The sequence below is a fragment of the Parabacteroides sp. genome (assembly GCF_977054455.1).
In genome coordinates, this window is record NZ_CDRTCT010000001.1 from 103369 (window position 1) to 118656 (window position 15288).

At 46.8% G+C, this 15288-nt stretch carries 8 protein-coding genes; 7 read left to right on the forward strand and 1 reads right to left on the reverse strand.

The genetic code is table 11. The features are described 5' to 3' along the window. Positions 1–77 precede the first annotated feature (77 nt). From ACW6QF_RS00395 to ACW6QF_RS00415, 5 genes are all read left to right on the forward strand, one after another. Positions 78–677, forward strand: coding sequence for an RNA polymerase sigma-70 factor (locus ACW6QF_RS00395; RefSeq protein ID WP_456086397.1), 600 nt, complete (start codon positions 78–80; stop codon positions 675–677). 79 nt (positions 678–756) lie between these two features. Beyond that, positions 757–1755: a FecR family protein gene (locus ACW6QF_RS00400; RefSeq protein WP_456086398.1), complete on the forward strand. Its 999-nt coding sequence runs from the start codon at positions 757–759 to the stop codon at positions 1753–1755. A 163-nt stretch (positions 1756–1918) separates the two neighbouring features. Beyond that, positions 1919–5248 carry a TonB-dependent receptor gene (locus ACW6QF_RS00405; protein ID WP_456086399.1) on the forward strand — a complete coding sequence of 1110 codons (3330 nt, stop codon included), beginning with the start codon at positions 1919–1921 and terminating at the stop codon, positions 5246–5248. Positions 5249–5259: 11 nt separating this feature from the next. Further along, positions 5260–6954 carry a RagB/SusD family nutrient uptake outer membrane protein gene (locus ACW6QF_RS00410; RefSeq protein ID WP_456086400.1) on the forward strand — a complete coding sequence of 565 codons (1695 nt, stop codon included), beginning with the start codon at positions 5260–5262 and terminating at the stop codon, positions 6952–6954. A gap of 23 nt (positions 6955–6977) precedes the next feature. Continuing rightward, positions 6978–8153, forward strand: coding sequence for a metallophosphoesterase (locus ACW6QF_RS00415; protein WP_456086401.1), 1176 nt, complete (start codon positions 6978–6980; stop codon positions 8151–8153). A gap of 406 nt (positions 8154–8559) precedes the next feature. On the opposite strand, the gene ACW6QF_RS00420 is transcribed toward ACW6QF_RS00415, so the two are convergent. After that, positions 8560–9396 (reverse strand): helix-turn-helix domain-containing protein, encoded by an 837-nt coding sequence (locus ACW6QF_RS00420; RefSeq protein ID WP_456086402.1) that lies wholly within the window; start codon positions 9394–9396, stop codon positions 8560–8562. 144 nt (positions 9397–9540) lie between these two features. On the opposite strand from ACW6QF_RS00420, the gene ACW6QF_RS00425 reads away from it, so the two are divergent. Both ACW6QF_RS00425 and ACW6QF_RS00430 read left to right on the forward strand, forming a co-directional pair. Then, a complete protein-coding gene (locus ACW6QF_RS00425) occupies positions 9541–10656 on the forward strand; it encodes an efflux RND transporter periplasmic adaptor subunit (RefSeq protein ID WP_298548769.1) in 1116 nt (371 codons plus the stop codon). Positions 10657–10665: 9 nt separating this feature from the next. Next, entirely contained in the window at positions 10666–15222 is a 4557-nt protein-coding gene (locus ACW6QF_RS00430; RefSeq protein ID WP_308573190.1) for an efflux RND transporter permease subunit, read from the forward strand. Positions 15223–15288: the final 66 nt, after the last annotated feature.

The window sequence follows — 15288 nt, forward strand, 5'->3', positions numbered from 1 at the left end:
AAATAAGCAAAGTTTGTAAAAATATTATTATTTTTGTAGGCGGGATGTTAATTGAATGATCTTAAATCACTGGTAATATGTTCGATATTTCTTTATTGTATGAATTGAAGAAAGGGAGTAGAGAAGCCTTTAATGGTGTTTTCCGTTACTACTATCCCCGGATGATGGCCTATGTTGCTTCTATGGTTGAGCAAAAGGCAGCTGAGGATATTGTTCAGGATGTTTTCTTGTATGTTTGGGAAAACCGTGAAAAGCTATATGTCGGTGATGGTTTCCATTCCTATCTTTTTCAATCCGCTTATACCCGTTGCCTGGACTATTTCAAGAAAAACCTTTCGATTGAAAAATACCATTCTTATACTTACGAACACTATCTGGAAGATTATCAGAATCTGCTGAAAAGCGACAATCCCGTTATAGAGGAGCTTTCCGTTAAGGAGTTTTACCGCCATTTGTATGAATTGCTGGAACACCTGCCAGCACAGCGTCGTGAAGTTTTCATCCTTGCCTATATAAAAGGGTTGACGACAAAAGAAGTTGCGGAACAGACCCGGATACCGCAACGCACGGTAGAAAACCATTTGTATTTAGTTCTCCGGTTTCTGAAGGGGCACATGTCCAAGAATGATTATTATATGTTTTGTGCCGTTTTTCTTTCTCATGGCATACATGCTTGATAAGAATAAACAAAAAAAAGTCATTTTTGCTCAGTAGTTTTTCGTTGTCGGTCGTTTAGCTTATATAACAAAGTATAAAATGGAGTTCAATTACGCACTTTTGGCAAAATATTTGGTTGGCAACCTCTCTCCGGAAGAAATGGAGGAGGTGATGAGATGGCGTGATTTGTCGGCTGAGAATGAAACTGTTTTTTCTGAAGTGTTCCGTTTACGTCTTTCGTGGAATGCTGCGAAGTATGCGGACGACGAGCGGATAGATAGGGCTTTGGAAAAGATAAATGCCCGGATTAACCGGACAAGGCGTTATGGAACTGTCCGTTCTTTGTTGAAATATGCAGCTGTTATTCTACTGTTTGTTTCGTTTTCTTCTGTCGGATGGAATTATTTTAAGCCGGAAACTTATATGACTATAGCTTTAGGCGATAGTGAAGGCGTGAAAAAAGTAGCGTTGGATGATGGTTCGGTTGTTTGGTTGAGGGGGAATTCGGTATTGAAAATACCGCAGTCATTCAGTGCCGCCAACCGAACGGTCTCCTTGCAAGGAGAAGCATTCTTTGACATCGCAAAGAATGCAAAATCACTATTTATCGTTGCTACCGATTATGTGAAGGTTGAGGTACACGGAACCTCCTTTAATGTTAATGTCGACGCCGAGAATAAGTCTGTCGAAACTATTTTAGTAAGAGGCAGTATCTGTTTACAAACCCTGAACGGAAAGAATATTTTAGAAATGAATCCGGGAGAACGAGTTACTTTTTCCCAGAATGAAAATACTTGTTTTACGGAGCATGTCGATGTGAATGTCTGTGCTACATGGCGCTTTAACCAACTGGTTTTCGAGAATACTACACTTCGTGAAATCGCCAACAAATTATCAATCAAATATAATGTAAATGTAAATATCGAGTCGTCGAAGTTGGCTCAACGCAGGTTTCGTTGCGTGATCAATGAAGACGAGCGTTTGCCGGATGTCCTGGAGCAACTGTGCTATCTGGCGCCGATTACCTATCGGATTGAGAATTCCGAAATTTATATATCTGAAAAACAAACAAAAAAATGTATGTCTATGGGAAATTGAAATGTAATCTGATGTAAACGGTTCCGTAATATCGGAGATGTTTCTTTGCAGCGGTTAATTAAAAAACGCTGTCCGGTATGGGAAGTGTTATTGGCGGGTACGAGAGAACCCGTTAAAAAGTTAACTCATTTTTAATAGTACTAACAAAAACGAATCACATGGTATGAATAAAAAAGTATCTATTGCGACATTATCTGCATTCTTAGTCGCAGCATCGCCTGTAATGGCGGCAAATGAAGCGAATACTTTGTATGTGAATCTGGAATTGTCTTTGAATAGGACAACTGTAGGTAGGGTCATACAAAGCATCAGTCAGCAAACGGGTTATGAATTTTCTTATGATGAATCCATCTTAAGTAAAGAAATCTCAAGAGTATCTGTCCGTGTAAAAAATGAACACATCGAAAGTGTTTTAAAGAAAGTATTTAAGAATACGGATATTTCTTATCGGATAGTCGATAACCGGATTTTCCTGCAAGATGACGTCAAGACAAAAAGCATGTCTTTGGCAAGTGTTCAACAGGTCGGAAAGACAATCAGAGGTACGGTTGTCGATAATACCGGCCTTCCCGTTATCGGGGCGAATGTCATTGTGAAAGGAAGTGCCGGGGTCGGTACGGTGACAAATGTCGATGGTGATTTTACATTGGAAGGCATTGAAGACGGTGCGATATTGATGATTTCCTATATCGGTTATGTAGATCAGGAGGTTGCCGTAGCAAAAGGAAAAAACAATTATAAAATTACGATTCACGAAGATACTCAGAATCTGGATGAGGTGGTTGTTGTCGGTTATGGTACACAAACAAAAGTGAATCTTACCGGTGCAGTGAGCACGATTGGCAAAGACGAATTGATCAACCGGCCGGTGACGAATGTATCTTCCGCTCTCCAAGGATTGACTCCGGGGGTTACGATAACATCCGGAACGGGAAGGCCCGGTGATGACGGTTCGACTATCCGTGTTCGCGGGGTGGGTACCTTGAACAACGCCAATCCGTATATTTTGGTGGATGGTATTGAAACCGGAACTTTCGATTCGATCGATCCGAACGATATCGAATCTATTTCTGTTTTGAAAGATGCAGCCTCGGCTGCCATCTATGGTTCTAAGGCTGCCAATGGCGTAATTCTGGTTACGACCAAACGGGGGAAAACCGGTAAAGCGACAGTCTCTTACAATGGTAATGTCAGTTTTTCGAATGTGTCGACTTTGATCGATCGTCTGAGCTCTTATGATTATGCTCGTTTGTATAACCAGTTGTTGACACAGGACGGCGCATCTCCCCGTTTTACAGATGACGATCTCCGTTTATTTCAGGATGGAACAGACCCTTATGGCCATCCGAATACGGTTTGGACAGACTATATTTACCGGACTGGCTTTCTGCATAAACATAATCTTAATGTCAGCGGAGGTTCCGAGGATGTGAAATACATGGCTTCGGCCGGCTTTTTAGGACAGGAGGGAACGATGAAGAATTCCGACCGTTCCCAGTTCAATCTGCGTACGAATTTGGATATTAAGTTATCGGATAAATTTACGATGCGTACGAATATGGCCTTTATCCATAATCAGTATTCCGAACCAAATGCATCTTATGGAGGAGGTTCTAACCAACTTATATGGCAAGCCAATCGTATAGCTCCCTGGATTCCATATAAAAAAGAAGATGGTTCTTACGGTTCGATATCGGATGGAAACCCGGCTGCTTGGTTGGATATCGACAGCCGGAAATATCATTTGCAGCAGAACTTCTCTGGCGTGCTGGCCTTTGACTATCATATTATAGACGGCCTGACTTTTACATTGCAGGGCGCTTATGTGACGAATATTAAGGAAACAAAAGATTACCGCAAGGAATGTTGGTATGACGACGTTAATTATCACGGACCGGATCAGTTGACGGAAACGATTTCGAGATGGAGCCGTTATACGTTGGATGCATTGTTGAATTACGACAAGACTTTTAACCAGGACCATCATTTCAAAGCAATGGCTGGTTATAAGATCGAAAAGTATGATTACCGGAAATTAGAAGCCTTCCGTAAGAGTTTTCCGAACAGTGAAGTAACCGATTTGAACGGTGGCGATTCTTCGACGCAAACCAATAGCGGTTATTCTCGTGAACTGGCTTTATTGTCTTACTTCGGACGTCTCAATTACGACTACAAAGGCAAATACCTGTTGGAAGCTAATTTCCGTGCCGATGCTTCTTCCCGTTTTGCAAAGGGCTATCGTTGGGGATATTTCCCGTCTTTCTCTGCCGGATGGCGTATTTCGGAAGAAGATTTTATGGAAAATACGCGTAGCTGGTTGCAGTCATTGAAGTTCAGAGGATCTTGGGGATTGCTCGGAAACCAGGATGCCGTATCGGATGAATATTATCCCTATTTGCCAACTTTATATATTGGTAAAAACTTCCCGTTCGGTGGAACGGTTCACCAAGGTATCACGGTTGTAAGCCATAAGGTAACGACTATTTCCTGGGAAAATTCGACAAACTGGGGGATCGGTTTTGATGCCAATTTCTTGAACGAGTTTATGTTGAGTGCCGAATATTATAACCGTAAGACATCCGACATCATTATGGATATTCCCGTTTCCGATACATTCGGTATATCGGGGACGTATCAGGACAACAAAGGTTCTTTACGAAACAGCGGTGTGGAAGCAAGTTTTGCCTGGAACCATTCCTTCAATAAGGATTGGAGAATGGGAGTCAATGCGAATTTCTCCTACAACAAGAATAAGTTGTTGGATTTGGCCGGTGTCAATGAGATTATCGACGATTATCTGATTAACCGTGTCGGTGCACCCTATCAATCATTTTATGTCTATGAGGTAGACGGATTATTCCAGAGTGATGAAGAGGCTGCTGCTTATGAAAAGCAATATGGTAATCCGTGGTCCGCTCCTTTCAAAGCGGGTGATTTTCGTATTAAGGATGCAGACGGAGACGGGAAACTTTCCTCAAAAGATCGTGTGATCAAAGGTACACAACAACCGAAAACGACTTATGGTCTGACGTTGAGTGCAGGATGGAAAAATTTTGATTTGTCGGTATTTATGCAAGGTGTGACAGGCACAAATCGCTATTTCACAAGAGATGTTGTCGGTTCCTTTATTGGTGATACTTCTCATCCGAGTACGAACTGGCTGGAGGCTTGGACTCCTGAAAATACGAACACAGAATGGCCTCGTTTGTTCTTGGAAGAAAATTCCGTTAGTGCACCTAATAAATGCCGTTCTTCTTTCTGGGCTATGAATACGGATTATTTGCGTATTAAGAATATCAATTTCAGTTATACGTTCCCGAAGGCTGTTACGAATAAATTGGGTATCGCCAATGCGAAGATTTATTATACAGGCGAGAATCTCTTTACTTTTGACAGTCTGCCTTTCAATGCAGATCCTGAGTCTTCTTCTGGCAATTTGGATATTTATCCGATTAATAAAAGCCATTCAATCGGTGTTAATGTAACGTTTTAAATGATTGTAATATGAAACTAAAACAAATATTAAGTCTCGCTCTTTGTCTTGCCGGGGCAGGAGCCTTTACTTCTTGTGATGATTTCTTTGATCTGAATCCGAAAGATCAGTTGACTACAAACACATTCTGGAACACTTCCGAGGATGTCGATGCCGCTGTAACTGCCGCCTATAATTGGTGGGTCAATAACTATGTCGGCTCGAAGTTTATCTTCTACGAAGACAGCTATTCGGATATCGGTTTCAATTATACGAACGCTTCTAACATGAGAAACATGGGGAGAGGCAGCGTTTCTCCTACTGCGGCTCCGAATTATTGGAGGCAGTATGAAACGATACGCCGTTGTAATTTCGTAATTGAAAATATCGATTTGGTTCCGGCTTCCGCCATGACGGAAACGGAGAAGAATGATTTTCTGGCGCAAGTGCGTGCAATTCGGGGATATAGCCATGCTTATCTGGCTACTTGGTATGGGGATGCCGTTATCATGGATTTTGTTCCTGCAACGGCCGACGATGCCAAACTACCGCGCGAACCGGAAGCAAAAGTGAAAGAACATGCTATGAATGACTTGATGTGGAGTGCCGAACATATAGCAGAGAAACCGGCTGCAAAGGGACGTATTGCAAAAGGTATAGTCCTTTCGATGATCGCTCGCTTCAATTTGTTGTGGGGGAATTATGCGGAGGCTTTGGATGCTGCTAATAAAGTAATAGCATTGAATCAGTATGAGTTAGATCCCGATTTCCTGAATATGTTTTCTATGGCAGGACAGGATTCGAAGGAAATTATTTGCACTTACGAACATGTTCAAACTACCTATAAATATGGTGATGTGATCCGTTTCTATAACAATTCGGATGGCGGTTGGGCCTCTTTTGTACCGACTCAAAACATGGTTGATATGTTTGAAATGGCGGATGGCAAGTTGATCGATGAAGCCGGTTCCGGCTATGATCCGGTCCATCCGTTCTATAATCGTGATCCGCGATTGAAAAATACGGTTATCTATTCCGGATTGGATTGGGTTGGACGCAATGGCGTGCCACGAATTTTCAATACGCTTGATAAGACCTTGCCGGGTGGTTCTTCCAATAAGGATTATTATACGGCGGCAGATAATGCCTCTCATACCGGAATGTTGTGGGCTAAATATTTGTATCCTAACCAAGGACAATATTCTACTTCCATGAACGACGATGCCTTGTGCCCGATCATCTTCCGGTATGCGGAAATATTGTTGACGAAAGCCGAATGTTTGGTCGAACTGAACCAAGATTTGCAGGAAGCAATGAATATCATCGACCGGTTACGTTTGCGCGGAGGTCATATCGCTGTCGACCGTTCCAAATACGATACGCAGGCCAAAGTACGTGAACTGGTAAGAAGGGAACGCACGATAGAATTGGCCGGTGAGGGGTTCCGTTTTGAAGATATCGTTCGCTGGGACGAATACGACAAGACCGGATCCAAGACCGGAAGAAAAGTGGCAGAGACTGTTATGCCGGGTGACTTGTATCGTTTGTGCGGAACCGTCGATTATGACGAACCGGATCCGGACCGTCGTGCCGTGATCGATGTGAATGCTTCTCGTGAAGACCGTTTGGTCGAAGTGCGTTATTTCGACAAGAAGCAGTTCCATCTGCCTATTATGCAGGCGGAAATGGACGCGAACCCTCAATTGGTTCAGAACGATGGTTATTAATAGATCAATAAAACGTATTTACAATGAAGTATATTAAAAAATTGATATATCTCCTTTTACTCACAGTTGCCACTCAGGTGGCAACTGCGCAGATAAAGATTCTTTACGGACCTTATTTGCAGAATGTAAAAGAGAATGAAGCGACCATTGTCTGGGAGGCGGATAAACCTTCCATCGGTTGGGTGGAATTGGCTCCGGATGATGGAACGCATTATTACGGAGAGGAACGGCCTAAATATTTCGATACGATTAACGGAGTTAAGAACACCTCTTTACTTCATACAGTTAAGGTCAAAGGCCTGACGCCCGGTACGACATACCGGTATCGCATCTATGCGCAGGAAGTCTTGTCGCATGAAGGTATTTCTGTCATATACGGACGTGTAGCAGCCTCGGATGTCTATAAAAAGAAAGCATTGACGTTTACAACTTGTGATTCGCAGAAGAAAGAGACAAGTTTTGCGATGATTAATGATATTCATGGTCGTGAAGGTATTATCACGAAACTGCTGAATGCTGTCGGCTATAAAGATAAGGACTTGATTATTTTTAATGGGGATATGGTCTCTGTGTTTCAGGATCGGGAAACTATTTTCAACGGGTTCATGAAAGAAAGTATTGATTTGTTTGCTTCTGAAAAGCCAATGTACTATGCACGTGGCAATCATGAAACCCGGGGAGAATTTGCTACTTCGTTTCAGAAATATTTCTCTCCGAAAGAACCGTTCCTGTATTATCTTTTCAGGCAGGGACCTGTATGTTTCATTATGTTGGATACGGGGGAGGACAAACCGGATTCCGATATCGAGTACAGCGGTATTACCGATTATGACGGTTACCGTACGGACCAGGTGGAATGGATGAAGGAATTATATAAAAATGAAGATTTCAAGCAGGCTAAATTTAAAGTTGTCATTGCACATATGCCTCCTTCTGCCGATCTTAATATCTGGCATGGTCAGAAAGACGTCTTGAAGAAATTCGTACCTATCCTGAATGAACTCGGAGTGGATCTGATGCTATGCGGACACCTCCATCGGAACAAATATGAGGAACCGAGTACCGGTATCAAATTTCCGGTATTGGTAAATTCAAATAACAGTGTGGTTTCTGTGGAGACTGATGGCAGTCAGATGAATCTGGTGGTTCTTGATTTGGATGGCAAAGTCGTTACAAAAAAGTCGTATACGGCAAAATAATCTCTGTTATTTTGATCTTTCAATGTAATTTAAGTGCGGTTATTCTGGATGAAATTCGGGTAACCGCATTAAAATTTGTAGCTGCATGAAAAACGTTTCGGTGTGGTTGCCTTGATAGCAAATTGACAATCTGTTATGGAGGAGGTGATGAGATGGTGTGATTTGTCGGCTGACAAAGGCCATGGGCAAAATGGACAAGTGGTATGAAAAGGTAATGGCACTGGGCAACAACAACTTCCGTTCCGTCATTAAGATCTTCAGGAACCACGCTCCATTATATGAGACATCCGGTATATCAGAAAATAAAGAATGTGTGGGCTTTTATCCATGTTGCCGTCCGTGCATTGTACTACATTTTTCATGGGAAATAACCCTGTATGGCGTACGTCGGTCCGGCCGGGTAAGGTCAGCTCAACGTACGCCTGTAGTTCATCGGGGAGATACCGGTGTGCTTCTTGAAATACCGGCCGAAAAACGACTGGTCCGGGAATTGCAACCGGTTCGCTATTTCCTGTATGCTCAGCTCCGTCGATTGGAGCAAGGCTTTGATTTCGAGGATAACATGGCGGTCGATGATGTTCTTGGCTGTGGTGCCGGATACGTTCTGCACGACGGAAGACAGGTAGCGCGGGGTTATGAACAGTTTGGCGGCATAGAAAGAGACTTCCCGTTGGGTCATGCAATGGGCGTGTATCAACCGGATGAAGTGTTTGAAGAGTTCTTCCTGGCGGTTCGGGCCGTCGGGCTTCTTCTGTAAAAAGAGGTGCTGGGTTTTGTCGTAAAAATCCAGCAGGAAGTTTTGTACATAGTTTTTGAATATTTGCAAGCGGAAGCTGTTTTCACGGTCCTTGTACAGGTCTTCCATCGCCAGTGTTAGGCCGACGAGTGGTTTGACGCGCTCTTCCGGAACGATGATACAGGGATGTTCTTTCAGGAAATGGAAGAACGACGGGTCGAGCCGGGAGGTGATTTCCTCGAATAGCGTCTTGGAGAAATCGACGTAGGAAGCAGTGAAATCAGGGCTGATATGCGTGCTGTTGACAATAGAACCGGGAAGGAGCACGAGCTGGGTGTTCTCCACGATCTCGTATGCTTGCAGGTCGATCTCGAGGCGTGCCGTTCCGCGATGGCAGAAGAAGATCGTGGCTCCTTCCAGTTTGGCAATCTGATTGACGGGGATGTTTATCCGTTCATTCGTGCCGGCAATGAACGGATCCTGTTCAGGTAAGCGTACTATTTTCATGTTTATTTCTGTTTTGGAACAAAAGTAATGAACTTTCTCCGGTGTATGCGAAAAATGTTCCGATTTTGAACAATATGGGCTAACTCTTGAACTCTGCTGCTGGGCAAATCACCTTTACCTTTGCCGCGAATTAAAGATTGGAAAATGATAATGATGAACAAAAGATGGATGCAACTTTTAGGTATTATCAGTTGCGCAGTGTTAGCGGTGTCTTGCAAGCAAGCGCCATCGGTACAAATGGAAGCGGAGTATGCGGTATTGCAGGTACAACCTTCCGACAAGGTAATCTCCACTACTTATTCGGCGACAATCCGCGGGCGGCAGGATATCGACATCTATCCGCAAGTATCGGGCTTTATAACTAAACTATGTGTAGAGGAAGGGCAGGCGGTCCGTCGAGGGCAAGTGCTGTTCGTGATCGATCAGGTGCCCTACCGGGCAGCTTTGCAGACTGCGGAGGCAAATGTGGAGGCCGCTACGGCTTCGCTGGCGACAGCCAAGCTGACTTACGACAGCAAAAAGGAACTTCGTGCCCGTAACGTGGTTTCCGATTTCGACCTGAAAACCGCCGAGAATAGTTGGTTAAGCGCCAAAGCGCAATTGGCCCAGATGAAGGCCCAGGAACTGAGTGCCCGCAACAACCTCTCTTATACGGAGGTGAAGAGCCCGTGCGACGGAGTGGTCGGGACTTTGCCTTATCGCGTCGGAGCGTTGGTGAGTGCCGGCTTGCCGCAGCCGCTGACTACGGTTTCGGACAACTCGGATATGTATGTGTATTTTTCGATGACAGAGAACCAGTTGCTTGCCCTGACGCGGCAATATGGTTCGAAAAACGAAGCCTTGAAAGAGATGCCGGAGGTGGAATTGAAGTTGAACGACCAATCGGTGTATGAAGAAAAAGGAAAGATCGAGACCATCAGCGGCGTAGTCGACCGGAATACCGGAACAGCCAGCCTCCGGGCCGTGTTCCCGAACGAAAAAGGGTTGTTGTATAGCGGAACCTCGGGGAATGTCGTCTTGCCGGTTTCCAAGAAGGGAAGCCTGGTCATTCCGCAGTCTGTCACATTCGAAATACAGGATCAGGTGTATGTCTATAAGGTAGTGGACGGCAAGGCGCAGTCTGTTCCCGTCAGTGTGACTCGCGTGAACGGTGGCCGGGAGTATATCGTAGACAACGGATTGCAAGCCGGCGACGTGATTGTAGCGGAAGGCGTCGGCCTGCTGCGTGAAGGAACTCCTGTTAAAGTGAAACAAAACTAAGAGAAGAAAATGAATTTAAGAACCTTTATAGAACGCCCCATCCTGTCGGCTGTCATCTCTATTTCGATAGTCGTTGTGGGCATTATCGGGCTTTTTACATTGCCCGTAGAACAATATCCCGACATTGCCCCGCCTACGATACAGGTGAGTACGACTTATTTCGGGGCGAGTGCGGAAACCTTGCTGAAGAGTGTCGTCGCCCCGTTGGAAGAGGCGATAAACGGTGTGGAAGATATGACATATATGACTTCGTCGGCCTCTAACGCGGGTACGGTCAGCATTACCGTTTACTTCAAGCAGGGGACGGACCCGGATATGGCAGCCGTCAACGTGCAGAACCGTGTGTCGAAGGCTACCGGCCAGTTGCCGGCCGAGGTGACGCAGGTCGGTATCACGACTTCAAAGCGGCAGACCAGTATCTTGCAGATGTTTTCGCTGCACAGCCCGGACGACTCGTACGACGAGAAGTTCCTGTCCAATTATATCAGCATCAACCTGAAACCGTCCATCCTCCGTATACAGGGGGTCGGCGACATGATGATCATGGGAGGCGACTACAGCATGCGTATCTGGATGAAGCCGGATGTGATGGCCCAGTACAAACTGATTCCTTCGGACGTGACGCAGGTGCTCGCCGAGCAGAACATCGAGTCGGCAACCGGATCGTTTGGCGAGAATTCGGACGAAACTTACCAGTACACCATGAAGTATAAGGGACGTCTGATCACACCCGAAGAGTTCGGCGAGATCGTGATCCGTTCGACCGAGGACGGTGAAGTCTTGAAACTGAAAACGATCGCCGATATAGAGATGGGTGAAGAATCTTACGCTTACCACGGCGGCATGGACGGCCATCCCGGTATTTCCTGTATGATCTTCCAGACGGCCGGTTCGAACGCAACGGAGGTAAACCAGAATATCGACGCTTTCCTGGACGAAGCGCGGAAAGATTTGCCTAAGGGCATGGAACTGACTCAGGTGATGAGTTCCAACGACTTCCTGTTCGCCTCTATCCACGAGGTGGTGAAGACCTTGTTCGAAGCCATCCTGTTGGTAATCCTGGTGGTGTATGTGTTCTTGCAGGATATCCGTTCGACGGTGATCCCGTTGGTGGGAATCGTGGTTTCGCTGATCGGTACGTTTGCGTTCATGTCGATCGCCGGGTTCAGCATCAACCTGATTACCTTGTTTGCGTTGGTATTGGTGATCGGAACCGTGGTGGACGATGCGATTGTCGTCGTCGAGGCGGTGCAGGCACGCTTCGATGTCGGATACCGCTCTTCCTATATGGCCAGTATCGACGCGATGAAGGGGATCAGCAATGCCGTTATCACCTCTTCGCTGGTGTTTATGGCGGTGTTTATCCCGGTTTCGTTCATGAGCGGGACTTCGGGAACGTTTTATACTCAGTTCGGACTGACGATGGCGGTGGCTGTCGGTATATCGGCCGTCAACGCGCTGACGTTAAGTCCGGCACTCTGCGCCCTTTTACTCAAACCCTATATCAACGAAGACGGTACGCAGAACAATAACTTTGCCGCCCGTTTCCGAAAAGCCTTTAATGCTGCATTCGACTCGATGGTCGAGAAGTATAAGAAGGGAGTCCTGTTCTTTATCAAACGGAAGTGGATGGTCTGGTCGCTGCTTGCCTGCTCGGTCGTGCTGTTGGCATTCCTGATGAACACGACGAAAACGAGTTTGGTGCCCGATGAAGACCAGGGTGTCGTCTTTGTAAATGTCAGTACGGCTGCCGGTAGCTCGTTAAAGACGACAGACGATGTGATGAAACGTATCGAACAGCGTTTGGAGGGCATCCCGCAGGTATTGCACGTCCAGAAAGTCTCCGGTTACGGTCTGCTGGCCGGACAGGGAAACTCTTTCGGCATGTTGATCCTGAAACTGAAACCGTGGGACGAACGCACGGGCAAGGGGGAAGATGTGCAAGCTGTTATCGGACAAGTCTACGGCATGACGGCGGACATAAAGGACGCCAGTGTCTTCGCGATCTCTCCGGGAATGATCCCCGGTTATGGTATGGGTAACGCGTTGGAATTGCACATGCAGGATAAGCAAGGCGGCGATATCGGTACGTTCTTCACGACGACACAGCAATATTTGGGGGCACTGAACCGGCGTCCTGAAATCTCGATGGCTTACTCCACTTTTGATGTCCGTTATCCGCAATGGACCGTGGAAATCGATGCCTCGAAGTGCAAGCGTGCCGGGATAACGCCGGATGCGGTGCTCAGCACGTTGTCGGGTTACTATGGAGGACAATATGTCTCTAACTTCAACCGTTTCTCCAAAGTGTACAAAGTGATGATACAAGCCGATCCGAAATACCGTGTCGACGAGGCTTCCCTGGATAACATCTTCGTGCGCATGGCCAATGGGGAAATGTCACCGCTCAGTCAGTTCGTGACACTGACACGCAGTTACGGTGCGGAATCGCTGAGCCGTTTCAATATGTACAACTCCATAGCCGTGAATGCGATGCCGGCGGAAGGCTACAGTACCGGCGATGCCATCCGTGCCGTACAGGAGACAGCCGGGCAGGCCCTTCCGAAAGGCTACGGTTATGATTTCGGAGGAATCACGCGTGAAGAGAACACGCAGAGCAATACGACCATCGTCATCTTCGGTATTTGCTTCCTCATGATCTATCTGATCCTGAGCGCGCTTTACGAAAGTTTCCTGATCCCGTTCGCGGTATTGCTGGCTGTCCCGTTCGGCCTGACCGGATCTTTCCTTTTTGCCAAGATGATGGGCTTGGAGAATAATATATACTTGCAGACAGGTCTGATCATGCTGATCGGCTTGCTCGCCAAGACCGCCATTCTGCTGACGGAATATGCTACCGAGCGCCGTAAAGCCGGCATGAGCCTGACCTCTGCCGCTCTTTCAGCTGCTAAAGCCCGTTTGCGCCCGATCCTGATGACAGCCGGAACGATGATATTCGGGTTGTTGCCTCTGATGATGGCTACGGGGGTAGGAGCCAACGGCAACAGTTCCTTGGGAACGGGGACCGTAGGAGGTATGCTGATCGGAACGCTGGCGTTGCTGTTTGTCGTACCTTCTTTGTTCATCGTGTTCCAATATTTGCAGGAGAAGGTCCGTCCCATCCAGTTTCAGCCGGCTACCGATTGGCAGATCCAGGAAGAGTATGTGGAAGCAAAGGAGGAGAGAAAACGCCACATAGAGGGTAAAAACCTTTTGCTCATGATCCTCGCAGCATTCACATTGAATAGTTGCGGCATCTATACGAAATATAAGCCGGCGGCCGAAGTTCCGGAAGACCTTTATGGGGAAGAGGTGGCAACAGGAGACAGTACGGACAATCTTGGCAATCTTGGCTGGCGGGAAGTCTTCACCGATCCGCATCTATGTGAATTGATCGAGCAGGGCTTGCAGAGCAATACCGACCTCCGGTCCGCACAGTGGCGTGTCAAGGAGGCCGAGGCCACGCTAATGTCAGCCAAGCTGGCTTTCCTGCCCTCGTTTGCGCTCGCCCCACAGGGAACGGTGAGCAGTTTCGATGGAGGCAAGGCGGCACAGACCTATTCCGTGCCCGTCACGGCCAGTTGGGAACTGGATATTTTCGGTCGTATGCGGAATGCCAGGCACCAGGCGAAGGCGTTGCTCGAACAAAGCCATGACTACAGGCAAGCGGTTCAGACGCAGCTTATATCCGGTATTGCCAATGTTTACTACACCTTGCTGATGCTGGATGAACAGCTTGCGATCTCGGAACGTACGCAGCAATCGTGGAAGGAAACTGTCGATGCCACACGCGCCTTGATGGATGCGGGTTTGGCAAACGAAGCTGCCGTCTCGCAGATGGAGGCTACCTATTATAGCATCTCCACTTCGATACTCGACCTGAAAGAGCAGATCAACCAGACGGAAAACAGCCTGTCGCTTCTGTTGGCGGAAAGCCCTCGCAGTTTCGGACGCGGCACGTTGAAGGGACAAGCATTGCCGGACCATCTTGCCGTAGGCATCCCGATGCAGATGCTTTCAAACCGTCCCGATGTGCGCAGTGCGGAACATTCGCTCGAAAGGGCTTTCTATGCCACCAACCAGGCACGCTCTGCGTTCTATCCTTCTATTGTCTTGACCGGTAGTGCCGGTTGGACAAATTCGGCCGGAAGCATGATCGTCAATCCGGGGAAATTTCTTGCAACGGCTATCGGGTCGCTCACCCAGCCTTTGTTCAATCGAGGTGCGAATATCGCTCAGCTGAAGATTGCCAAGGCACAGCAGGAGGAAGCCAAGTTAAGTTTCCGACAGGCCCTTCTCAATGCCGGATCAGAAGTAAACGATGCGTTGGTGAAGTACCAGACTGCCCGCGATAAAGCCGGACTTTTCGAGAAGCAGGTTGCTTCACTTGAAAAAGCATACGAAAGCACTTCTTTGACGATGTTGTACGGAAATACGACATATTTAGAGGTTCTGACGGCCCAACAGAGTTTGCTAAGCGCACAATTGACGCAAGTGGCAAACCGCTTTGCGGAAATACAAGGTGTGATTAATCTGTATCAGGCATTAGGAGGCGGAAGAGAGTAGCGGTTCTTTGTGTCAAGCCTGATTTTTTTATCGTCCCCCAACGAAAATTCACCTTGTTCGTCGGGG